At 45.2% G+C, this 25,942-nt stretch carries 15 protein-coding genes; 2 read left to right on the top strand and 13 right to left on the bottom strand.

The annotated features are described in order from the left end of the window. Positions 1-18 precede the first annotated feature (18 nt). The 8 genes from HMAT_RS24665 to HMAT_RS24630 form a co-directional block, all read right to left on the bottom strand. Positions 19-996: a fasciclin domain-containing protein gene (locus HMAT_RS24665; RefSeq protein WP_158656127.1), complete on the bottom strand. Its 978-nt coding sequence runs from the start codon at positions 994-996 to the stop codon at positions 19-21. A 19-nt stretch (positions 997-1,015) separates the two neighbouring features. After that, positions 1,016-2,317, bottom strand: a complete 1,302-nt coding sequence (locus HMAT_RS24660; RefSeq protein ID WP_104385497.1) for a fasciclin domain-containing protein — start codon at positions 2,315-2,317, stop codon at positions 1,016-1,018. Next, entirely contained in the window at positions 2,314-3,474 is a 1,161-nt protein-coding gene (locus tag HMAT_RS24655) for a fasciclin domain-containing protein (RefSeq protein ID WP_104385496.1), read from the bottom strand. Before HMAT_RS24655 ends, HMAT_RS24660 begins: the two co-directional genes overlap by 4 nt. Before the next feature lie 2 nt (positions 3,475-3,476). After that, a complete protein-coding gene (locus tag HMAT_RS24650) occupies positions 3,477-4,718 on the bottom strand; it encodes a hypothetical protein (RefSeq protein ID WP_158656125.1) in 1,242 nt (413 codons plus the stop codon). A gap of 8 nt (positions 4,719-4,726) precedes the next feature. Continuing rightward, complete coding sequence (locus HMAT_RS24645; RefSeq protein WP_104385494.1) at positions 4,727-6,517, bottom strand: DUF4397 domain-containing protein; 1,791 nt, start codon at positions 6,515-6,517, stop codon at positions 4,727-4,729. Between the two features lie 2 nt (positions 6,518-6,519). Then, complete coding sequence (locus HMAT_RS24640) at positions 6,520-10,032, bottom strand: TonB-dependent receptor (protein WP_104385493.1); 3,513 nt, start codon at positions 10,030-10,032, stop codon at positions 6,520-6,522. 131 nt (positions 10,033-10,163) lie between these two features. Next, complete coding sequence (locus HMAT_RS24635) at positions 10,164-11,390, bottom strand: FecR family protein (protein WP_158656123.1); 1,227 nt, start codon at positions 11,388-11,390, stop codon at positions 10,164-10,166. A gap of 125 nt (positions 11,391-11,515) precedes the next feature. Continuing rightward, a complete protein-coding gene (locus tag HMAT_RS24630; RefSeq protein WP_104385491.1) occupies positions 11,516-12,097 on the bottom strand; it encodes an RNA polymerase sigma-70 factor in 582 nt (193 codons plus the stop codon). 410 nt (positions 12,098-12,507) lie between these two features. Between HMAT_RS24630 and HMAT_RS24625 the strand changes: the two genes are divergently transcribed. Next, the gene (locus tag HMAT_RS24625; RefSeq protein ID WP_199768757.1) at positions 12,508-13,749 is read left to right on the top strand and encodes a glycoside hydrolase family 71/99-like protein; all 1,242 of its coding nucleotides are present in this window, start codon (positions 12,508-12,510) and stop codon (positions 13,747-13,749) included. Between the two features lie 3 nt (positions 13,750-13,752). Then, entirely contained in the window at positions 13,753-16,230 is a 2,478-nt protein-coding gene (locus tag HMAT_RS24620; RefSeq protein WP_104385490.1) for a glycoside hydrolase N-terminal domain-containing protein, read from the top strand. Between the two features lie 92 nt (positions 16,231-16,322). Here the strand turns inward: HMAT_RS24620 and HMAT_RS24615 are convergent, their stop codons facing one another. From HMAT_RS24615 to HMAT_RS24595, 5 genes are all read right to left on the bottom strand, one after another. Then, positions 16,323-18,578, bottom strand: a complete 2,256-nt coding sequence (locus HMAT_RS24615) for a GH92 family glycosyl hydrolase (protein ID WP_104385489.1) — start codon at positions 18,576-18,578, stop codon at positions 16,323-16,325. Positions 18,579-18,673: 95 nt separating this feature from the next. Next, positions 18,674-19,654: a family 43 glycosylhydrolase gene (locus HMAT_RS24610; RefSeq protein WP_104385623.1), complete on the bottom strand. Its 981-nt coding sequence runs from the start codon at positions 19,652-19,654 to the stop codon at positions 18,674-18,676. Positions 19,655-19,822: 168 nt separating this feature from the next. Beyond that, the gene (locus HMAT_RS24605; RefSeq protein ID WP_104385488.1) at positions 19,823-20,554 is read right to left on the bottom strand and encodes a DUF3823 domain-containing protein; all 732 of its coding nucleotides are present in this window, start codon (positions 20,552-20,554) and stop codon (positions 19,823-19,825) included. Between the two features lie 10 nt (positions 20,555-20,564). Beyond that, the gene (locus HMAT_RS24600; RefSeq protein WP_104385487.1) at positions 20,565-22,538 is read right to left on the bottom strand and encodes a RagB/SusD family nutrient uptake outer membrane protein; all 1,974 of its coding nucleotides are present in this window, start codon (positions 22,536-22,538) and stop codon (positions 20,565-20,567) included. Positions 22,539-22,556: 18 nt separating this feature from the next. Beyond that, positions 22,557-25,754, bottom strand: a complete 3,198-nt coding sequence (locus HMAT_RS24595) for a TonB-dependent receptor (protein ID WP_104385486.1) — start codon at positions 25,752-25,754, stop codon at positions 22,557-22,559. Positions 25,755-25,942: the final 188 nt, after the last annotated feature.

Below are 25,942 nucleotides of genomic sequence, written 5' to 3'. Positions count from 1 at the left end.
AACACACAGTCTTTCACCTTATTGTTGGAGTGTCTGTCCCATTACATGGATGACTCCATTTCCAGCAAGTACATCCATACGTAGAGGTGTTAGTGCCCAGGAATTGCCGATCCCTTTAACAGTTATTCCCGTAAAACTATTGGGTACATTGTATTGACCAAGCAAGTTAATGGTCACGGTCTTTTCATTCAGCATCGTTTCGGTATAACTCGTTGTTCCATCAGGCGTCAGCAAAAAATAATCCTGTGCGAACTTGCGCTCTTTGGCTATATGGTAGCTCAGTAGTTTTTTCAACTCTACTTGGTCAGCCTTTTCTATCGCTTCCAGATTGGGATAGCCAAGTTGTTTGATCGCCATATTATTGGGTGCAAACACCGTATAATTCGTTGTGCCCGCTAGTGATTCCAATAAGCCCGAAACCTTTAAACCCTGGTAAAACAAGCTGAGATCAGCGTTTGCCGCCAGCGCCTGTTTCAGGTTGCCGTGTACATTGGGAACCAATAAACGGTCAAGTACCTGCATTACCCCATTTGCGGCCTTGGTATCCGCTTGCAGCAGCCGGCTGCCATTGATCGTCGTCAGCGTATCTTTTCCTCGTTTCACCCGGCTCCAATACACTTTGGTACCCAATACCGTTTCCTCCTCCTGATTCATTTTTAAATTCTTTCCTGTAAATAGTATAACATTTTTCAGGATATGGTAATTGCCCTGTTCAACAAGTTTACCCGCCGGTTCAGCATATACTGCGGCCGGATTTTGATAACCAGCAGCCTTATAAGCATCGTCGGATGGGGCCAGTAAGGTGTAGGAACCATCCTGCATCAACATTTTATTCAGCCCGCTTTTATACAGTGCCGTCGCAAGATAGGTCAGTCCAAAGTTGTCCCGAACCACGTCGTTTAAAGTATTTTTTCCGACACCATCATTTGGATTTATGGCATCCTTAGAACAGTTCACCAGGGATAACATCAATAGAATGGCGTATAGGTATTTCATTGATTTCATGTCTTTTTGTCTAATCGTTTACACGTTTCGTATTATTTTTTTTGTGCCACATGCTGAAATCATCTGGCACAATGATCCGATCAACAACATGGACTGGTCCTTGAATGGTGTTGATATTTTCCTCAATAATATCTGCTGGCTGTTCCTTGCTTTTCAAATGCCCCACTTGAATTCTGTTGCCTGAGCGGTAAAAACGATGGTAGATATTCTTGAATTCAGCCAACTTGTTGTTGTCCAACATTTGCGAAAAAATAGTTGCATTATTTAAAAAACGGTCCATTTGCACATCGACCGTAATCATGGAATAATCTTCATTGTAACCTGTCTCCAGTCTCGCACCACCTATATACTGGTACTTGAGCAGGCTATCCACCGGAGTTAATTGGTTCGTTTCATAGTACCATGGGGTTTCGATCCGTCCATTCAATGCCCGTAGATCAGCCTCCGTATAAATGCCGATCCGGTTGAAAGCTGCATCGGTCGGCGCAAACAGGGTGCAATGGATAACATGTCTAGGCCATTCAGCACTATAGTGAAAAGTACCTTCAAAATAATAATTCCAATCGAGCATAAAACGAACCGGTAAACCAAAACCCGGATACATATTCATCATAAAATCATTGGCATATTCTGTATTGCTAAGTTCCATGGACTTTAAATACAAGGAAAAACGGCCGTCCTTTACCAAAAAATCGTACATCTGCTGCTGGGGAGCTTTGAGAACCTGCTCAATAATAAAAACATGTCCCTGCGCAACGGCAAGTTCCTGCCCAATCTTTAATTTCTTTCCATCGATAATAAAGTTCCCTCCGACCATACTCAGTTGCTGCCGATAGAAATAAGGTATCGTCCGCACCAATGTACCATCCCGGGGTTCACCATCCAAAAATTTAGGATGCTTCAATAGTGTAAAATAAGTCAGATCCCGCCCTATCATAGCCAGTTGATCGGAACTGATTGCACCGTTGAGTACATGATAGCGCAATACAGTCTGCAAGGAGTCTTTTGTTAGCTGCTGTATTTTTACGGCCGTATATCCAGCGGTTTCCATTGCACTATTGTTCGAAACCAAAAAGGTTAATTTGGCCTGCGCCTGTTCGGTGGCCAGTACTTTATCCATGTCGGCCTTTTGCCACATTGCTTTAAACAAACTGGTATTCTCCGGCAGTCCTTCTAGCAGCGAAGGATAGGTTGGCACCGGGATCTCTTCTCCTACTGCGTCAGGCATAAACTCTGCTTTTTTGCAGCCGAAAAATAGGAGAACCACAGCGAATATTGCAAGCTTAATATATTGATTTAAATTACTTTTCATCGTTGATTTGTCTTAGTTGATTCCTTAATCAATGCTTCTTCGGGCAATACCAAGAGGCTGTTTATTCCATGTACAACGCCATTGTCCGCTTTATAATCCGTTTGATAACCCGGCTGAAAGTTACTGATCCGTAGTGGCGTATTGGCTTCAGGAGCTTGGCTGTGAATAATAAAGGGTTCCATTGGCGTATTGGCGGAAATACCAAAATAATATAATTCATCACCCACGATGCGCGCACGATAATAAGGACTTCCGTAATAGCCTGAGCCCGGTAGCTGTCCATAGATCGCCATATCGGAAAGAAAGAAATGGTTATACAGCAGATAAACACGCGACAATCGTTTGCCATATTTGCCAGGATCCAACTGAGCAATGTCATTGATTGTTATTCCAGCCTTTTCGAAGGCTTGGTTATCGGGCGCAAAAACAGTTGTATTGGCAGGCTCTCCTAGACGATTCCAGTCTCCCATACGTTTGAGCAGTGCAATAAATAAGCTATACTCTGGTTTGGAATTTAATACATCTTGTATGGTTGGATTATACTTCAGCACTTTATCCACGACATGTAATACACCATTCGCCAATACAATATTCTGCGTCGCTAAGACAGATTTTGAGCCGTTAACATAGAAGTCCGAAATTAGCGTACATTCCGCACAGACTTTTTGGTTTTTATAACCGATAAACAGTTCTTTTTCCATCATGTTAACATATTTGTTGTCGATGGTATTTGGGGGTACATCACTGGTATACAACCTGCGCGGCAAAATATGATAAAGCAATAGCTGCCGCAGGCTATCTTGCTTCATGCTCGCGAAATCACTGGCACGGACAATCCCAAGATCATTGAAGGCTTTATTCGTTGGCGCGAACAGTGTATAAGGCCCAGGCTCTTTAAGCAGATTCAACAAATCAGCCTGCTTCAATGCAGCATAAAATAAGGTCAGATTATAGTTGTTACCAATAAAATCCGCTGCATTGCTGTATTTTTCACTTTCGACATACAGATCAAGGTCTTTATTCTTGCATGCATGGAAAAAGAATGTGTTTAAAAGTAAAGCAAGCCAAAATAGTGTTTTCATACTGCCCGATCGCACGCTGCCGCCGGTTTGTCTGCCCACTGTCTGCTGATTTATAGTTAAAATATCAGGTCTCATAATTAATAAATAGGTTGCGGATATTTACGTTGTACCGTGGTCAGAAAGGCATTGCCATTGACGATTTCAATACTATTGACTACACCGAAAGTTCGTGGATTAGCTGTTCCAGAATGAACATTGACTGTTAGACCGGGGAAAAAAGTATTTAGATAATAACTGGGCGAATATTGTGCATGATCCATCAGGATATAGCCAAAAGTACCGTCTTTAACAGCAGGTTCCGTAAGCCCTCCCGGGACCGATGGCGGTTCGAGATAGGATCCTGCGGTACGCGGATCAATGGAAGGTGCAAAAAACTGGATATATTGCCAGGTATTGGAATAAATCTTATTTTTATCCTGCAAGAAGATCGGGAAACCATAATAAGGCGCCACTTTAGGGGCACCAATGTTACGCTGCATCTGACCAGCGTATTGATAACTGAAATTTGGAATACGCTGTTGCACCGTCGCTCCGGCAGCATTCACACTTGGCTGAATATGCGTGATAAAAATATTCATCGTATCAAGTAAACCGTAGCGCAACGACCTTGTTGTCCCCGGTACTGGCAATTTCTGTGCAAGATCCGCCTGTAGAAAACCTTTGGCGCTCAGGTTATAAAAATTGACGTAAGTCAGGGTATCCGAAAAAGCCTGTTTATGGAACGTCTCCTGACGCACATAGAGTCCATTTTCCTTTGTCTTAAAGTCTTTCTGCAGTATATGTAAGGTATACACTTCGCGCGAGGAGAGATCAATAATGGTATCGAGAAATACTTTGCGCTGCTGCTCATCGGGCAATTGTGCAAATGGGACGCTACTGATGGGTCGTGCCATAAAGAGGAAACGACGTTTGCCTGCAGGCACCTGCGCCCAATTTGTTAAATCAAAACCATTCAATATCGGCGCTGTCGGCACCAATTCTTTCCCCGGGTATTCAGGGTTATATTTAGAGGTACTCAATCCTGCATGTGCGGCATTGGGTGCCGCATAAATATTCCGTTTGTCCAAAAAGTCACCTATTGCCTTTCCACCAATAGGTTTGCCTGACGCGTCAAACTCTGGATCAATAAACATGCAGAAAAAAGGTTGCGCTTCTTCTTTATTATCCAAGGTGAGTGTATAGGTCAAATTATTAAATACCCGGATATAGGCAGGGTCTTCGACGGTGCGATATTCGGTTTTTGTGCAGCTCGCTACGCAAAAAACAAACGATAACGCGATAACTGCAAAAATGGGACAATTTAAAATCTTGTATTTCATAAAAATGGTCATTTCGTATGTTTTACTACCATAAATTTCGCTTTGTCGGTTTCGGAGGTGCTTTTCAGATCACCTATCACCGCGATGGAATATACCCCCGGTTCATGCAGCGGAACTTTACGCCCGACAGCGGTATACAGTTTGGGGTTTGCTACTAGCTGCGTACTGGACAATGGTTTGACCTGTTGTAGCCAATCGCCTGGAATACGTGTTGGCATGGAGCTGTAAAGCATAAATTGATAGGGGCCACCGATATCATTGGACGCACTGTATAATAAGGAGGTATAAGGCTGAAGGATATTTAAGGCTCCCGGAGCGATATTTACTCCACTATCCATTGTCTGTGTACCGAAAGGGCGTCCCTCACCATTGGTGAACGTGGCATAAGACAAAGCTGAACAGAAATTCAGGAAACGGAAATTAAACATATAGCTGGACCGGAACCGGTCTATTGTCGCATTATTACCCCCTCCCTCTTTCCCTGTATAGGTCGTTCCGGCCAAGTTATTGGCCGCTAATAGGACCTTGACTTTTTTGTCTTGATCCATGTAGAGCCAGGCCGTATAATTTTGTCCTGCCTGCAGTTCAGCATCGATGGTAGCCAAAGCTTGCCCTGAAGCTGTTTCAATAGCAATATGCTGTTGACCGGCGACCACTTGTAGATAATTCGATGCCTTACCATATCCTGTGGCGGCTGTAACCTGGCCTTTAGCCTGCAAAACCGGGTCTTGTCCTGTAATGGTATTGGCAAGCTGTATCTGCGCATAGGTCCGATTCAGGGGTTCGCTGATATCGGCTATAATCTGGAAACCATTTTGCAGTTCGCGGATATCGTCAGTACCCGTGGTCCAGGTAAATTCTTTGGGATGGACGACAATAGTATAGATACCGCCGGGCTGGAAGGTCTGAACCGGTGCATAGGTCTGGCCAGAAGACATTCGGCTAATGGCACCGCCGCCCATTTCCATGGTTGAGTTGAAGCGGTCAATAGTATTGTAATAAGTATGCCCCACCGCCGGAATCTGCCGGCCGTCATCCGTCAGCAGCTTAAACTGATAGGTACCATAGGGTAGTTCCACATAATCCGACCAGGCATCACTGCCAATCTTTGTGGTACTGTTACTGACCGGAGTTCCATCCGCATAAGCCAAGGTAATTGGGCCAGTAATATCCTCCATAGCGCTTGTTGGCATCAGCTTCTTGGCGAAATTAATGATCCGAATTTTAAAATGATCCGGACGTGCCGGAGCTGTCACACTGCGTGGTACCTCCACCAGCCTATCCGGTTTCTGCACCCTGCTTTCGTGATTGATCAGCAGGTAATAGTCCTTCGGAGCGTTGTAAGAATCGTGGACTGTAAATTCGACATCATGAGAAGCAATGGTCTTATTTGGTATCGGCACAAAGGTTGTCCTAAGACGTACTGTGCCATCGGTCTGAAAGAGATCCTGCGGCACGGTCCAGCTCTGTCCCAAGCGCCCATCTTTCGGAAAATAACGTGTTCCCGGTGGCGTCAGCTCTTCGGGTGGAATATAGCCCGAACGCTGTGGGGGCACAAAGAAATTTGTCAGACTGTCGCCATTAGCAATCAGCTGTGCATTTTCGGATAAATTGACCAAGCGTATATTTGAGGCTTTTTCAGCATCTGGATTAGGTCTATAGTCAAAAGTGTAATCTAAGTTTTCCCGTTTACAGGAGAGGACAAAAATACTGACCAATAGCAGTATGACCTGTAGCAGGGATAGCCATCCCATCGCCTTCAAGCGCTGTCCATTATTTCCTTTTTTTTGCTGTTTCATACTTATAAAATGTTATAGGTAAATCCAATCATAATTTCTGTACCGCGTTTGTAGCTCCGGTTGAGGTATTCGCGTCCATACCATTTGCCACCTGTATTTGGATTGGCATAAACCGTTTTGATTGCCGGATTCAGGATATTCTTTGCGTAACCTTTAAAGAGCAACCTCTTATTCAACTTTTGACTGAATACCAGGTCCATCATGGAAAATGGCCGCGTATAGAGATCCGGTTCTCCGGTAAGATTGATCTGTACCAGCCTTTCGCCTACCGTATTGTATGTCGCTGTGATATCCGTTCCCCATTTTTTATTGTTATAATTCAGCCAGGCATTGATACTATAGGGAGCCTGTTCAAAGAGCGGGCTATTGGTCGGTGCATTCCGGTCGATAGACCAGTTGGCAGCAAGCCGTTCCGGTGTTTTCTTAATATTGCTCTGCGCAAGCAGCAGATTGGACCCTAAGAAGAAATCCTGTGCGGGTCCCCAAAATGAGCCTAAGTTTTTTACCAGTTCCAGTTCAATTCCATAGACCCGGCCCTGGTTGGGGTCGTTCTGAAATTGAATGATCGGAAATTCCGGAAAAGTAGCGGCAAGTCCCTGTGTCTGTAGGCTGAATACCTTCACCAACTGATCATTGATTTCTTTTCCGAAGGCCGAAACAGCAATGACTTCACCGCTATTGGGAAACCATTCCCAGCGAAAATCCAGGTTTTTGGTCGACTGATTTTTTAAGTTTCTGTTTCCGACGACCAAACCCATCTGGAAAGCGTCAAATTCGTAAACATTGGTAATTTCCCGTAATTCAGGTCGCGCCAGTGTGGTATTGAAGGCTACCCTAAAGTTCATATTCTCGTTGAGGGTATACGTTGCATTGACTGAATAATACGGTTTGTAGCCCTGCTTATAGGCCGAATTTGGATTCTGTGGATTCAGGTTTACGGTCCCGTTTGCATTGGCTGCTGTCAGGGATGGATCCAGATATACATTGGCCGTATCCACCGCGGACTGGATATTGGTATTTTCAAACCGCAATCCACCGGCGACCCGAAGTTCATCCGTCAGTTTCAGGTCCAGCATTCCATAGAACGCATTGGTTTCATAAAATCCGGTGTAATTGTTAGGCGATTTCTGGATGTTGTACAAGAAGCCCCCCACGGGAAAGTCACCTTCACCTACCCCGCCTGTGGGTACGCGCACACCGACCACCTCATTGCTGACCAGGCGATCCAGATTACCTTCCACATCATACAGTGGAATTGAGGAAAATTTACCGGGACCATAAGCACCATAACTTGTAAAATTAGATCCCGGCAGAAACAGTACGTTTTCCCCAAATTTCCGCTCACGGTTCAGGTAGTTGAATCCTGTTTTTATTTCCTGTTTATGGCCCAATAACTTAAAAGGAATCGTCAGATCAGCTTTGTAATTATAATTGGTTTCGTCCAGATTCCGCCAGCGCCGTCCATTCGGATCAGCCTGAAGAATACCGAAAGGACCAAATCCATTAACATAACCCGAGCTTAACGCATAATAGCGTTCGGTATAAACATAGTCTACATTCCCCGTATTCGGGAGATGGGCAATACTTGGCCGCTCAATGGCACCGCCATAGCGCGGTTTGTAATCCACCATATTGACAAAGCGGTAATCCGGATCATTCTGGTTGGATTTGGATGACGCCATATTATAGCTCAACCGTGGTGAATATTCACTTGTTAAAAATTTGTGTTCTCCTTGTAGATTAAAGGTATGTAGCGTGCGGAAGGTTTGCTTTAGCGAGTAGGTGGTACTGTTTACTTCACCCGGTAAACCCGCATAGTAATATCCGCCACGCAGGTTCGTTGCCCTATTCTCCCCGCCCCAACTGCCCAGATACTGAAAACTCACTTCATGTCTAGGGTTAAAGCGATAGGTCAGACCACCCAATAGGCCATAATTAAGCGTCTCGACGCCTGTATTTTCCTTGTAGGTCTGATACTTGCCCATCACAATATTATTGGTGGTGGTAAAATTAGGGATCTTGCGCTGGCTATAGATATAGGGGCTACCTGTGACCACACCTTGGTAAATGCTATATTGTGTCAGGTCTCCGTCGTAGATATTGCTTGTGCGTCGGTAATAGTTTCCGCCGAGAATCACGCCCAATTTATGTTTATCAAAAAGGGTATAACTGTTACCGAACGTAGCGGAATACAATTGATTGAGGGGTGCTTTTTTAGTCTGCGATGTCAATACGGGGTCAAATCCCTGCATAATGCCATTGATGCGATTGACCTCCTGGCGCACTTCAGGACTATAATTGCTCGAGGCAATCAGCTGCTGAATCGAACTGAGGCCATTGGGGTATTGTTTGGATAGATTCAGAAAGTCTTTGGAAAGATCTTTCTTATTGATTGCCGTACCTAATACGCCCATATCGCTATTCCAGAAACTGTTATACTTGCCGCCAATCCCGATATTGGAATTGAAGCCTGTCTGCGCGATCACTTCAAACGTCATCTTTTCTGGTACCGATTTGGTCTTCAGTTCGACGATGCCCGAAGCCGCATCGGCAGGCTTATCCGGTGTGACGGTCTTATAGACAGTAATATTATCCAATAAAGACGCCGGAACAAGATCCAATGGGATGGCACTGCGGTCAGGATCCGAGGATGCCAACCGTACGCCATTCAGCTGTCCAATTACCGAGCGGTCGCCCAGTCCACGTACCGCCACGTATTTATCGTCGGTTATGGTCACCCCGGTCACACGTTGCAAAGCCTGCGTTGTGGTGATACTACCGGTACGTTCAATCAATTGAGCCGAGATCGCATCCTGTACGATGGATGCTTTGCGGCGTTCTTCGAGCACTGAAGCTTCGGTATTCGCTCTTTTTCGGGCCTGCACTGTGACTTCGACTTCCTGCAGTGCCGTGGTCAGAGCCTGTAACCGAACCGTTATATCGCCTTGTTTCGAACTGACGTTCAACTCCTTAGACTGATATCCCAACGAGGTAAAAACCAGCACTCCATTTTGTCCGGAAATTCCTATAGTGAAATTTCCATTTGCATCCGTTGAGGTCGAATTCCTGGTATCCTTGACGCTGACTGAAATTCCGGCCAAGGCCTGTCCTGTACTTCCATCCAGTACCCGGCCACGGACCATAGTGGTCTGCGTCCAACGTTTCGTCTTTTTTTCATCACTTGGACTTTCCGAATCCGTACGCCGAATCGTTACAATTCTGTTTTTGACTGTATAGGCAAATGGAAGCTTTTCAAAGCAACGTTGTAGCACCTGTTCCAGCGGCGCATTGACCACATTGATCGTGATGCGCGGCACATGATCAAATATCTCCGCATCATAAAAAAAATCATAGCCCGTCTGCACACTGATCTGTTCCATCAGATCAGCCAAAAGGGTCTTTTGCTTATTAATAGTTAGGTGCTGACCATATGTAGCTGCACTTAAATGTGCTAGTACACAGGTTAATAATACCATGGTGATTTTCATAACACGCATGACTTGATGAAAATTCATACTTTTGTCTTGTAGTTATAGTAAATGTTAAAAATTGACGACACATCTTTTTTAATGACTTTAGCTATTTCGGGCGGTGATGTTGGTAGCATCGCCGCTTATTTTTTATCCAATGTCATGGTAATGGGTAATTATTTCTTCACGATAATCCTCCTTTCTTTGATCTCCAGTTTCACCTTATTGATGGAAGCGATCATTTCCGTTACCGCCGATAGCGATTGACTCCGGGATACCTTTCCCGTAAATTTCATTGTGCTTAATTCAGGAGGACATTCCACCGTGACATCGTACCATCGGGCGATCTTGCGCAGAATACCGCCTAACTCTTCCCGACGGAATATAAAATACCCATTTATCCAGGCTAAGTTTTGTTGTATATCTGCTTCCGAGAGCAGCATATTGTTTCCGACCAACGCCTGCTGTCCGGGTTTGAGCAATTCTGATTTCCCGCTATGTGCGGCAACGAGGCGTACGCTCCCTTCCAACAGCGTTGTACAGTCATAAGGTTCATTGGCATAAGCGTTGACATTGAAGGTGGTTCCCAATACCTGGATCACCTGTTTATCGGTCTCGACAAAAAATGGTACGCGTTCCTTATTTTCGTTAGTGATTTTGGCTATTTCGAAGTAGACTTCGCCGGTCATTTTTACCCGACGTTCTTTTTTTTCAAATTCCACCGGGTAGGTCAGTGAAGATGCCGCATTGAGCCATGCCCTACTTCCATCAGGCAGTGTGACACGATATTGTCCGCCATTGGGCGTATGGATGCTATTATAGGATTGTGTGGATGCTCTTTTATCTACAGCGGCATAAACAATTTCACCTTCGGCTGTTTTTTGTACTTTCACTCCACCTTGATCTGCAATGCTTCCTTTGGCAGCATCTGATAAAGAGATCGTCGATCCATCTGCCAGTTTCAAGATAGCTCTGTCACTGCCGGGCGCAATTTCCTTTTTTAAGTCAGCAGTTTGATTTTCTTTAAAATCATTCCGTTGCATCAATGACCAAATCAATCCGGCCAACGCAGCGAATAGAAGTAACGCCGCGACATATCGTATTGTTTTCCTTCCAATAGCTACGATCTTTGATTTTAGCGGAGGCTGTGTTTCTTCGGCTTGGACCAGGGGTTGTAAGGGCCCAATTCTTTCCTTTAACCGAAGCTGCCATTCGGAAATCTTCGCGGCATCGATAGGTTCGACTTCTTCGGGCCGATCCCATAAAGATGTAGTTTCTGCCTCCATCAGCCGATGAAGAACAGCAGTATGGTCAGGATCTGCCAGAAAGTCCCCTACAATCTTCTTCTCTGCTCGTGTACATTTTCCTTGAAGATATCGCTTCAACAGCTCATTTGTAATCATTTGTTCACCCATTTTTTGCTCCTTCACTACTATAGGCGCAGAAATAGCTGCTTACCACCTACCGTGATCAATAAAAAAAGAATAAAAATCACAACAAACTGATAATCAGCAATAAAAAAAACGCACTAAACAAGCTGATTAAGGAGGAGGATAACAATAGGCACAATGCCTTTTCGGAAATGTTTGAGTGCGGAGGAAATATAATTTTCGATCGTATTGACCGAAAGATTGGTTTTCTGTGCTATTTCTTTATAGCTGAAGCCGCCTTCCCGACTGAGCACAAAAACTTCTTTGCGCTGCGGACTGAGTTCTGCGAGAAGCTGCTTATATTGATCCTCTCCTTCCCGGCAAATAATAGCAAAATCAGCCATTTGCTTTTCTATAACAGCATCTTCAGCATATTTTTCAATTGTCGAAACAATATTCTGACTTTGTTTCCGCATGTGGCTAATGACAGCATTGCGGGCAGCACGGTGCAGATAAGCCGATACGTTTACCGGGATCTCGAGCTGCCGCCGTTTTTTCCAGAGCCAGAACAAAACATCGAGTGCAATCTCCTCTGCTAGAAAAGTATCGTTCAAATAATACTTACAAACGGCATAAAGCTTGGGCGAATAACGGGCCACCAATTCATTATAAGCTTTTAGGTCTTCATAAAGACAACAGCTTTCCAATAATTCACGATCTGATGCGCTATGATAATTCACCCCTGGTTAATAATTTCAATCGTATATAATGATGTATCTATCCCTGCCTGTATTCAGGAGCAAGTCGTTTCCCCGGAATCTTTTCAATCCAACCGAAATTGGCTCAGCTCTGTTACTGAGCTAATCGACAGGTGTACAGATTCCATTACTAAATTCATAAAGAAATGTGTGGGTAGTGTTTGTTTAGTATTATGTTTCTGTTAAGTCAAATGCTCTCCCGTTTTACGATTGAATATATCCATCCGCTCGGTCATCCTACGACATGGTACTGATCTTTATCCGCTTGCTCCAGATCGTCGAATACGTTTAATTTCATCGTTCTTTTTGTTCTTGTATGTATATTAATGCTTTTGTTAATGGACTGTTAATGGTCTCCGTTGATATTGGGGTTACAAACAATATAAATCTTTATGCTAATTAAAACGCTCAAACTTTATGTGCTCAGCATGCTATTGCTGCCCGCAAACATGTTATTGGCCCAAAAACAATACGATTCCTACAAGGGTCTCGTCATGGCCGGTTACCAAGGCTGGTTTAATAGTCCACAAGACGGTGCCGATCGAGGGTGGTACCATTATCGGGGTAAAAATGGTTTTCAGCCCGGATCAACGAATATCGACTTTTGGCCTGACGTCAGTGCCTACCAAAAGACCTACGACAGCCCCTTTATGACCAAGGCGGGCAGCCCCGCCAAATTGTACAGCGCCCACGATTATTCCTCCGTCAATCTTCATTTTAAATGGATGAAGCAGTATGGAATAGATGGCGTTTTTATGCAACGTTTTGTTGGCGAAATCGCCAATCCAAGTGGGTTAAATCATTTCAACAAGGTGCTACAATCGGCCATTCAGTCGGCCAATGAATCGGACCGTGCACTCTGTATCATGTATGATCTCAGTGGCATCAAGGATGGTGACGAAGAGATTCTGATGGATGATGTGGCGGCACTGGAGAAGAAATGGGAATTAAAACGGCGCAATAAAGCGCATACCTACCTGTTCCATCAGGGCAAACCACTGATTGCCGTCTGGGGCGTAGGTTTCAACGATGGCCGCAAATATAACCTCAAAACGGCCGAACGCATTGTCGATTACCTCAAACAAAATGGCTACAGTGTACTATTGGGTGTTCCGACCTATTGGCGCGAACTTCGCCAGGACACCGAATCTGATCCCTTCTTACACACCTTGATCAAAAAGTCCGACATCATTATGCCCTGGTTTGTCGGCCGTTATAATCAAGCCGGATTCGACCAGTTCAAACCTTTGATTCAAGCCGACATGGACTGGTGCAAAAAAAACAAGGTAGACTATGTTCCGCTCTGCTTTCCGGGTTTTTCATGGACCAATATGACCGGAAGTTCTCGCGCCTTTGTACCCCGCGATTCGGGCAACTTCTACTGGAAACAGCTGCAGCACAATCTTTCCATTGGTGCCGAAATGCTCTATATTGCCATGTTTGATGAAGTCGATGAAGGAACGGCCATATTCAAAACCCTGCATCAAAAAGATGTTCCGCTCAATGGAGAAGGGGGATTTGTCGGAATTGAAGATAATTTACCCAACGATCATTATCTTTGGTTGACGGGACAAGCTGGCAAATACCTGAAGACTAAAACCACAGCCCCCGTTTCACAACCAAAAAGAAACTAAAAGATGAATATAAAATTTATAACTGGTACAGTTCTGCTGTTTTTCTGTTTCGCCCAGAGTCAGGCACAGCAACAGAAAAACAATGCCACCGCTGCCAGTCAACGGCAACAAAAAATAGATCAATTCTGGACTGACCGGACCTGGATCAAACCCGCAGCGAATCTGTCCGTTGCCCCATTGAGTCTGGTGTATACGCGTCCGGCGAAGGTATGGGAGGAAGCCTTGCCCTTGGGGAATGGACAGCTTGGCGCCATGGTCTTTGGCGGAGTTGCCGATGAGCGTATCCAATTTAACGAAAGTACATTATGGGCCGGAGCACCCCAGGATCCCAATAACCCAAAAGGCAAAACCTATCTCCCTCGTATCCAACAGCTGCTCTTTGAAGGAAAAAACAAGGAAGCCGTCGAACTTGCAGACAGCACTTTAATGGGAATCCCAAAAGGGATCAAGCCCTATCAATCGCTGGGTGAATTGTGGCTCGATATGCCGCATCTCCAGGTTGAACACTATCAACGTTCCTTGGATCTGGAAACAGCCATACAGCAGACCAGTTATCACTATCAGGGTGTAAAATACACCCGAGAATCCTTTATTTCGGCACCGGCTAAGGCCATGGTCATTCAGTATAGTGCCAACAAAAGGCAAGCACTGGACCTGAACTTCAGCTGGAAACGCGCCCAGGATTTCAGTTGTCTCTCGGACCCAAACGATCCCTCCCAATTGCTTCTACAAGGTCAGATCGGACAGGGCGGCAATGGTGAAAAGGGCACGAAATTTTCCGCTATTGCAAAAGTCTTTCCCAAGGGCGGCAAGCTAACCAACATTGAGGGTCGGATAACAATTACAGGTGCTGATGAGATCATGCTACTGATCACCGCAGCAACAGATTACCCGGGTTTAAAGCAGATCAGCTATCCCGCAAAACAATCTATCGTGGATCCACTTGTAAATTGCCGTAAAGCAATTGAGACATTGGAAAAATCTGACTATAAACAGTTGAAACGCACACATATTGCAGATTACCAGCACTATTTCAAGCGTGTACAGTTGAATCTGGCGGATTCGGAGCAACAAAAATGGGAACAGCTCCCTACAGATTCGTTGATCCAGCTCACTCGTGGACAACAACAGATTCCAAAGGCACTGATCAACAAATTTTTCCAGTTTGGCCGCTACCTATTGATCAGCAGTTCACGTCCGGGGCATATGCCGGCAAATTTGCAGGGCCTATGGGCCTGGCAAATGGATCCACCCTGGAATGCAGATTTTCATACCAACATCAATTTGCAGATGAATTATTGGCCCGCGGAACTGACCAATCTATCCGAATTGCATCAACCCTTATTTGACCTCACTTCGGCCCTGATTCCCTTTGGTGAGCGTACAGCGCGTACCCTTTATGGCGCTCGCGGTTGGGTGGTACACCACCTTACTGATGCCTGGGGCTATACCGCTCCGGCAGATGGCGTACAGGGGATTTGGCCCATGGGCTCCGCATGGTTAGCGCAACATCCCTGGGAGCACTATAGCTATACCGGAGACCGTCAGTTTCTCAAAGAACAAGCTTATCCCATTATGAAAGGTGCTGCCCGCTTTATACTGGATTTCCTGGTACAGATCCCCTCTGATAAACACTTTGCGGGATATTGGACGACCAATCCCTCCCATTCTCCCGAAAACAGTTTTATCTTACCTTCAGGTGAGGTGTCCAGCTTTACCTATGGCGCCACAATGGATACCCAGATTATCCGCGATCTACTACAAAACTATATTGAAGCGGCAACCTTGCTCGACAGCGATCCAGACTTTCGGCAGGAATGCCAGACGGCTCTGCAAAAACTGATCCCTACACAGATCAGCAAAGAGACCGGACGGATTATGGAATGGATCGAAGATTATCAGGAAACGGAAGTCAATCACAGACATACCTCCCATCTTTTTGGGCTACATCCGAGCAATCAGATCTCTATTGCCAATACACCCGACCTGGCCGAAGCGGCAAAGAAAACCCTGCTGAGCCGGGGCGATCATGGTACCGGCTGGAGTCTGGCCTGGAAGATTAATATGTGGAACCGGCTGCACGACGGCGAACATTCCTACAAGTTGCTTTACAATCTGATCAGTGAAAAGACCTTACCCAATTTATTTGATAATCATCCACCTTTTCAGATTGACGGCAATTTTGGTGCTACGGCAGCCATCGCCGAAATGCTATTACAGAGTCAGGTACGCGATAAAAACAACAATTACCTGATTGAACTGCTGCCCGCATTGAGCAAACATATGGATAAAGGTAGCGTTACCGGATTGAAAGCACGCGGGAATATCAGTGTCAATATCCAGTGGAGTAATGGTGCACTTGAAAATGCGGAACTTATCCCAAGCAAAAATGGACCGATCTGTATCAGTTACGCCGGTAAGCAGATCCAAGTGGAAGGAATCAAAGGAAAATCTATCCAAATTACATCCCAGATGTTTTAGCTTGAGCAAGCTTTATAGGCAACAAAAATGAGCTAAGGAAATAGCTTAACGAAAAAGGTCCTTTGGTCAATTGACCAAAGGACCTTTTTGTTTTAATTTGCCCAGTTTTTGTTCGCTTTATCGCCCAGCACAAACTCAAGCGTACCACCGCTCAGGATATCCGCATGGTTTAACTGTGTGCTGTTCCATGGTTTTCCGTTCAGCGTAGCCGATTGGATATACTTATTTTTTGCTGACGCATTTTTTCCGATAATCACAAAAGATTTTCCGTTCGGCAGGCTTAATGTTATTTTCCGGAAAAATGGAGACCCAATACTATAGGACGCTAGTCCCGGTGTAACCGGATAAAAACCCATCTGCGAGAAAACCACAAAGGCTGACATACCACCGCCATCTTCATCTCCCGGTATTCCCATCAGGTCATTTCTAAACCACTCGCCGATCAGTTTATGGATGCGTTTTTGTGTCATCCAAGGTTGTCCAGCGTAATTATAGAGGTACGGAATATGGAGGGCCGGCTCATTGGCCATCGAAAACTGACCGACATTCCCCGTATGATCTGGCAGTTGTGCATAGAAATCAAATTTGGAACGTCCCAGCGGCTGTTGGAACATTTCATCCAAATATTGGACAAACAGCTGGTTACCACCCATCAATTTAATCAGGTCGGGGATATTGTGCTGTACATCCCAACGGTAGATCCAGGCATTATTTTCACCATAATACTCCCGAGCTCCCTGTCCTCCTGCGAAGACATAGTCAAAAGGCATGATAAAATTGCCTTTTTCATCCTTGGGGTGGAAAAATTTGGTCTGTTCATTGAACAGATTTCGGTAATTAAAAGACTGCTTCATAAACAGTTCATAATCCGCTTTTATACCCAATTCGTTCGCCAGTTGTGCAAGACACCACAAGTCGTAAGAAGTACCAAGGGTGACCGCTACGGGCTGGCGCCTTTCAAAACCATGTACTTCGGGATAAATTTCCTGTTCCCCTGGATGCAAAGCCGGGATATAGCCCTTTTCTTTGAAAAATTCATCCATTTTTCCAGCAGGCTTGCCCGACCATGGCGCCAAGGTTTTCTCGGTAATCGCTCCTTTTGCAGCTAGATATGCTTTTTGAATATCAAAACCACGAATCCCTTTCCGGTAGGCATCCAGCAAAGTTGCTACGCCGTGGTTGGAATTCATTCTGCGGCTATCTCCCGTGATCTCCGGAAAAGTCGGCAGCCAAGGCCTGTCCATCTGCTCCGACATCCGCACAAAGGAATTGAGAATATTCGATTCTGCCGCTGGGTCAAGCAACACGCGTAAAGGGTGATGCGCACGATAGGAATCCCAGATCCAGTCATCTGTAAAAAACGGCTTACCATCATCCGAATGTACCTTACCGTCAAATGCACTATAATAACGTCCACCTTCAGAAATGTTGACCGGACGTTCATAGGTGCGATACAAAGAGGTATAGAAGACATTTTTGTCTGATTCGCTGTCGCCTTCTATAGCAATCTTTCCAAGTGCTTGATTCCAGGTTTTACGGCCATTTTCTGCTAGTTTCTTTTCATCAAAATCAGCAATTTCACGGTTTAGATTTGCTTTTGCCTGTGCTGCGTCAATAAATGAAACGCCGTACTTCATTTTTAAATTTGTTCCCGCCTTGTCAAACTGTAGGACAAGACAGGCATTTTTGCCTTTTGCATCCGTACCCTTTTCTAACTGCTGGCCTTGCAATTTACTAACCCCAGTCGGTTGAATATCAGGAACAGCATAGATATACACACGTGTGCCATTGCCAATTTCCTGACTGCCTGACAGAGCTTGTCCATCCCAATTCAATTCCCCATCCCGCGAATTGAATTGCAGGTATTTTGTCGCTGTGCCCGGAAAAGTAAACGTATACATACCCGACTGATGGGAAAGTGCATAATCAACTTTAATATCTTCCTGATCTAAAACAACAGCATAGTGATAAGGCTTAATCTCCTCCTGGTCATAACTGTACAACTGCACCGGTTTAAGCTCCTTGGGCAACTGCAGCATTGGACTCAGATTAAAAGCTGACGATCCACGATGGCTCGTAACAATAAGCGGAAGACCATAGAGACGATCCGAGGTAAAATCGCCCCTTTCGGGATAGACACGCAAGATGCTGTTGGGCAGGTGAACAGTCGGATAGGTTGGCACCAGTAAATGACTGATATTACCCATATATGGATTGACGTAATCCACAAAATCTTTCTGTTTCTGGGATTGAGAAAAACCTTTTAGCAAAAAGATAGACAAAAAAGAAAAACAACAAACTGTCCGTAGAAAGGTTTTATGTTTCAGATTGATATTCTTATTTAGCATTCTAAATTATTAAGTGATGAATGGTTTAAGGGCAAAACATCCGTTTCGCCCTTAAAGATAATTTTTTTTGACCACATTTATTCCCGCCGTACCCATTATTTAGGTACTGTCAGGAGACCAGTCTGCTTTACTTTTTTAATGCTACCATCCGCATTATACTCCAGGCGGTCTACGCAGATCGAACGTAGCCAATCATTGAACTCGCCGTTTTTTTGCGAAAGTTCACTATTATGATAAAAGGCATACCATTTACCTTTAAACTTAACGATCGAGCCATGGTTGGTATAGCTGTTTGTCGGATCCATATAAATTCCCATTGATTTCCATGGGCCCAGCGGGCTATCGCCAATCGCATAGCGCATGCGGTTGTCACCTTTGACACCATCTTTCTGGTTATCATCGTGGTTATCGGAATAGGAAAGATAATATTTCCCCTTATACTTATGTACCCAGGAAGCTTCATGGAAATCTTCCAGTCCTTCCATCTTTTGCAGCTGACCATCCACTTCCATCATGTTATCTTTGAGCTTGCCCGCCTTGCACACACCGCCCCCACCTTGATAGAAATATGCCTGACCGTCATCATCAATGAACACATGTGGATCAATTAAGGCATCTGCTCCGGTCACATACCCCTGGACGACAAAATCTTTTGCGGGCGACTTGCTTGTGGCGACCCCAATCTTCCAGGTTTTGTTCCATTCCGTGCCGCTGGGATGCGGGAAATAAAAGTAGTAGGTCCCATTGCGAAAAACACAGTCCGGAGCCCACATAAATCCACCCTCTTTCCTGCCCCAAGGTACTTGCGACGCACGTAATATTTCGCCATGATCGGTCCAGGTCTTCATATCGGCAGTTGAAAAAACGTGGTATTGATCCATCAGATCACAACCCTGTGGTGGGGCAATATCATGGGATGCATACACATACAGCCGACCGTCTGCCCATACACGCGCGGAAGGATCTGCGGTATACATATGTTTGATAAAAGGATTCTCCTGCGCCTTCAGGTGCGCGGTAAAAAGTAATGATATGCCCAATAGACATCTGGAACCGGCTTTGATTAATTTATTCATCTTCATATTATTTATTCATTAATTGTTTTATCACGAAATCATTCTTGCTGAAAAAGCGCGTTCAATAGCAATTTTAATCGGCTACCCGTGGCTAGCCCTTATCAGGTAAACGCTCCTCCGCTTGGAGGAGCTTTACCTGGATATCGCAGCGATGATCATCAGCTGCTATTAAGGGACTTTGATCACTTCGATCTCCGAATAGTTAAATTTCTCGTACGTGTCACGAACTTTTGCCCCCATTCTGACATAATAGGTGTATCCCGATTTAAGTGGCAGGTCGTTGATGGTATATGTTTCCTTACCTTCTCCGGTCTGCATATCACCGATCTCGGACCAGTTTTTATTGATCAGAGTCCGGTATTCATCTTTGTAGTACGCATCTATTCGGTTTCCTGCACCACAGTAAGGTGTCAGACTCAGAAAAGGGCGTACTTCGATGATCTGCGGCAGTCCGGCTGTAACCGGAGCCGTCAGGGTGCAGGACACGTCCAATTTATTTTCAGCTTTCAATGTCCATTTCACATTTTTAATCTGTAAATAAGGTGTCACTTCAAAATTCTGTTCGGCAGAGGCTCCCAATTGAAAGCCTTCGATTTTTTCAGCAGGCCAAAAGGCGCCACCGTAGGGCTGCAGGGTATAGGTAGCCTGAAATAGTTTGCTGTTGCTGTATGAGCCATCTTGCCTGACAGCAAGATCTTGTGGCGCCGGATTGTCGCTCCAGCTGGTTTCCAACAGGCGGATACTAAATTCTCCTTGGCCTGTCAGCAAAGGCTTTTTGGTCACCTTATCCATCACCTGCCCCTGCATGCTGGCATTGGGACCTTCGTAGTTATCTGTTTTTGCACAGGCATTCAAAAAAAACAGGCCTGCCAAAGCTGTATATAAAAATAGCGTTCTCATTGTCGTTCATTTAATAAATGGGGTTCTGCGGATATAGATTAGGATTTTTATTCAATTCCCCGCCCGGAATAGGTTCATAATACCATTTCTTCTCAAAGTTGAAGGTTTTGTTCCAAGGCTCTTTTTCACGGATAAAGATAAAGGAGTTGATACGTTCACCATTGGGTGCATACTTCAGTTCATCCAGTACAAGGTAAGGCATGAGTGAATTGGGCACAAAGTTGTTGAGCTCCACATCAGCGATACGCCATCTACGCATATCCCACCAATGGTGATTTTCGAAACAAAGTTCACGTTCACGTTCCTCACGGATAAACTGGAGATTACCGTCCAGAGGATATCCATATTTGCCCGATAGATTAGCCGCAGCACTATTGTAGCGATAAGGCTTCGCTCCAGCACGGTCACGAATTTGGGCGATATACTGAAAAGCTTCCTGTTTGAGTGTTTCATCGTTTTTGATAACACCTAGTTCGTAGGCAGCTTCGGCCTTGTTCAGCATAATTTCGGCCAGCCGGAATATTTTCCAGGGCTGCGTACTGTTGTATAGCTTCACATCCTTGGTTGACATTTTATAATTGATGTATTTACGGATATAAAAACCTGTGCGGGTGTTGTTGGCATGTCCATCTTTCCACATGCCATGCTCGCCAGTGATGTTGATCTTGGTGCCATTATAATCGTAGAGGCTATTTTTGGGTCCGGCGAGGATCCGGTTTGACTCACTGTTGATCGCAGCAGTTCCCGAGCCCATCTGTGCATCGGCGGCCTTTCCCGGAAAAGTTTTATAGAGTCCACGCTGGATGTCGAAAGCACGGCGCTCGGCCCCCTCGCGCAATTCCATTCCCGAAAAGTAGAAGGTAGCCCTTTGCCGTGGTTCGAGTTCCGCGTAAAGTTGTTTCCTATCGGAGTAACGAATGGGTTTACCTGCTGCATCTGTAATGGGAAGCTCGCCAAAGAGTTCTACCATATTCAATACCGGGTATGCGGCAGACTCATTGTCACTCGAAAAAGTCGGATTGGGTAAATGCGTGGCATCATAGCTGTGCTTAAGCCGATTGTTGTGGGGTGCCGTGAGGCTATATTCCTTGATAAAAATATCTTCGGGACTATCCAGATCCAAAAATAGGTTGACATAGTTGAGTTCCTTGTCCTGCGCATTCTTATTGTACAAGCTATACGGTCCGGTCAGCACAAGTGTTGCCGCATCGTAAGCCTGTTTAAAAAACCATTCGGCTTCCTCCTTTTTGATACCGACCAACTCTTTATCAGTCGCATCTCCGGCCAGATTGCTATATCCACTGTATTTGGCAATACTACCGGCATAGAGCATCGCACGTGAACATAATGCCGCCGCAACATACTTATTGGCCCGCCCCCGTTCACTCGTTGCGGCCATCAGTGTCATTGCCTGCTGCAAATCTTGATAAATAAAACGGTATACCTCAGATTCCTTGTTTCTTTTTACCTGCAATTGTTCTTTATCTCCTGTAGGATCCTGCACCTCGGTGATAATCGGTATCCCACCGTATCGCTTGACTAAGGCAAAGTAATAGAAAGCGCGCAGAAAATAGGCTTCGCCCAAAATCTGGTTATACCCAGGCTCCGTATAATTCCCTTTATATTTGGGCAAACCGGCGATCAAGGTATTAACATTCCGTATGCGGTCATAGGGCCAGTAGCCAAAACCCTGAGCACCCGCCACTCCCCAAAACTGCCCCGTCATTTCGCCACTCATAGCCGCCAGTGTTTCCGAATTCTGCCAATAGTTGTCCCATCTGAATCCACGTTCTGGATGATAGACAAAGTCTTCTATGGGTAAGTAGCTATACATTCCGGCCACGTATTTACGTGCACCAGCCTCGTTTCCAAACAGAGCATCCTCTCCCAGTACCCCAAGCGGATCCAGGTCCATTTTTTTACAGGATTGCATCCCCGAACACAGGAAAAGGCCAATGATTGCCATCGTGATTGATTTTTTCATGTTTTGTACGTTTTGAAATTAAAATTTAATGGATGCTCCCAGGTTATACGTTTTATTGATCGGGTATTTGTACACGTCAATATCACCAGATGACGAGCCACCGGCAGATCCGGGATGCTCAGGATCCGTATATTTCAACCCGGTCCAAGTCAGCAAATTATATGCGCTGGCATAGATCCTGAGGTTCTTGATTTTAAGCGTTTTCAGCCATTCCTTGGGTAAGGAATACCCGAATTCCAATGTTTTCAGCCGCAGGTACGATGCATTTTGTACAGCACGGGTTCCTTCGGCCAGCGCTGAACCCGTAGATGGATAGTAGCCTGGGATCCATTGTGTGCTTGGGTTAAAAAGATCTGCTCCAGCTGTTGCTGGACGCCAACGATCCAAAAATTGCGTCAATGCACCACCGTCAAACTGGAGCGGTCCAGCCAGCACCTCGCTATATTGGACGTATACTTTTGCTGCCCCCTGAAAATTCATGGCCAGGTCAAAACCGCGCCATGAGCCGCCAATGCTGAGTCCATAATTGATCAAAGGCATATTATACGTTGCAATGGGATGGTTATCCGCATCATTGATCAGCCCATCTCCATTCCAGTCCTGATAATAGTAATCACCGGGGAGTGTACCGCTGCTGACCATCGTCGGGTGGCTATAGATCTGATCATAGGAACCAAATTGGCCTGCATATTCCTTCCCCCACCAGATGTCCTTATAACGGTTGGAATTACGATTGCGCCAGTTGTCGTATGAATTTCCGGCCTTGGATTCGACACGGTCGACAAACTGATTTTTTGTTGATGAAACCTGTGCATTCACAAAATACTGGAAATCATTTATTTTATTGCGATGGGTCAAGGATAGCTCATAACCAAAGGTCCGGTCGCTTTCCAGATTTTCCTGTGGAAGATTTGCCCCTACTGTCCCCGGGATAAGATCCAGGCTTGTAGCCAATAATCCCGTACGGCTCCGGTTAAAATAATCAAATACCATCCCCAATTTTCCGTTCCAGAGGTCAAGATCCAAGCCCAGATCAGCTGTTTTGGACGTATACCAGGTTAAGTTTGGATTGGGGATCGCTGTCGGCAATGCACCATTGACAAGGTTACCGCCAAAAATCCAGCCCGTTTCATTGGGTTCCAGTGCATAACCTACGATAGTTGAGGGATAATTTCCTGCCGAACGGTCATCTCCGAGCTTACCGTAAGAAGCCCGAATTTTTAAGTTATTGATAAATTTGTAGTTGTCCTTAATAAAAGACTCTTCGCTGATTCGCCAGCCCAGAGAAGCCGCAGGAAAAAATCCCCAGCGCGATTCTTTCGGAAACTTAGACGACCCGTCGTAGCGGAAACTAAATTCAGCAAGGTATTTGCCTAGGTAATCGTAATTAAATTTACCCACAAGTCCCCTTGCGGTACGTTCGCCGATCCCTTCCATATTGGCCAATTGGTTTTTGTCCTCCCCGGCAAAAAGGTATTCGGAATTGACCATAATCTCCCGTTGTGCATAAAAGCTGTCCCATTTATTGTATTCTTCGACAAATAAAAGCAAGCCGGATACCTGATGCTTATCCGCAAAGCGGTTGTTATAGTTCAAGGAAAACTGCATTAAAGAATGTGTATCCGGATAGGCACTTCGCCGTACCGTCGTAGGTGCATTCTTTTCGTGTGCATTATACTTTTCGGGTGTAATGATCTGGCCATTCCCATCGTAGACCGGTGGTGTATAACTATACAGGAAGTACGATTTTTTATAATCCGTATTATCACTGTATTTAAAATCGTAGTTATAGGTCGCTTTTGCATTCAATCCCTCCACAAAAGGCACTTTATAGTCGAGAGATATAATTCCGTTAAACTGTTTTCGCAGAAATTTGCGGTACCCCGTCTGCTTCGAGTCGGTCACTACGACCGGATTTTCATTGTCTATCATCTCAAAATTGGGATAGAGCGGGTTATCGTTGACGTAAATGGGTACAATCGGACGCTGGCGCCAGGCCTGCTTATAGACCGCCCAGATATCCGTACGGGGCTGGTTTGTTTCATCCGCATAGCCACCGAGATCGAGCGAAGCCCGGAGACGGTCAGTAATTTGTGCATCGATATTGGATCTAAAGTTCCAGCGATTGTAGTTCAGGCTTTTACTTTTATAGGCCCCCATCTGATCCATGTGTCCCAAGTTGAAAAAGTAGTTCACTTTCTTTCCGCCGCCATTGATGGATAAGTTGTGCTGGTACTGGGGCGATACCTTATCAAAAGCGGCATCTACATAATCGGATGTTTTTTTTGCACCAGAGCGGTATGCTTCGAAGTCCGTTTCACCAAAGATATTGGGCATTTTAACCGGATAATTACTATTAAAGTCACGACCTATCTGTTCGTTTTTAAGCTGCATATAGGCCAGTGCATCCACTGTATTAGGGACATATAAAAACTTCTGCCAACCGCGATTGTAGGAATAATTTATTTCGAAGTTTCCATCCGCACTGCTCCCTCTTCGCGTAGTAACCAGCAGCACCCCATTTGCTGAACGTACCCCATATACCGCTGCCGAAGCATCTTTGAGTACCGACACACTTTCAATCTCATTGGCATCCATCCGAGAGAGATAGTCTTTGTCACGGGGAATACCATCCACGACAATAAGTGGTTCGCCCATGCCACGGATATCGATATTCGATTCAAAGGATCCAGGCTGGCTCGATTGTTGGCTGATACGCACGCCAGGAAGCTTACCAGCAAGCATATTAACCACATTTTCATTTTTGGTGACCGCAATTTCCTTATTATTGACCGAAGAAATCGCTCCGGTCAATGATGCTTTCTTTTGCGTACCATAGCCAACCACGACGACTTCTTCTAAGCTGGTATTATCTTCGTTGAGCAGTACGTCCATCAAGCGTTGTTGCCCAACGATCATTTCAGTTTTTTGATACCCCACATACGTAATCAGCAGCCTATCTCCGGGCAAGGCGCTGATCGTAAAGCGCCCTTTACTATCCGAGGAGGTTGTCTGGCCCGTCCGCAGATCGGTTATTGAAGCACCCGCAATCGGTTTATCGTTCAGGGTCTGCACCTTACCTTCTATCTGTTGCTGCTGTGCCAGCGTAACGAGCGGCGACAGCAAGATTAGCGAGGACAAGGCCAACTGCCGGGGGTATCTACAGAGTTTATGCCACGGTAGAGGCCTTTCATTAAAAATGAAGTTTGTTTTCATGAATTGTTTTAAATTGGTTATTAAATGCTTTAAAGGTTTATTCGATACGATGGACATCGCTATCCTAAGCTGTCCATAGCTACTATTCCCGCAGGAAGAATGTAGGTGTTTTTTTCGCTTTCATTGAATTGGTTATTAAGTATGAAAACGAATATACCGGAGCAGGGTATAACAGAAGATTAACAGAA

The sequence above is a fragment of the Sphingobacterium sp. HMA12 genome (assembly GCF_002933815.1).
GTDB lineage: Bacteria > Bacteroidota > Bacteroidia > Sphingobacteriales > Sphingobacteriaceae > Sphingobacterium.
Note: the sequence above shows the minus strand (reverse complement) of the source record. Positions and strands in the feature narration are given on the sequence as shown.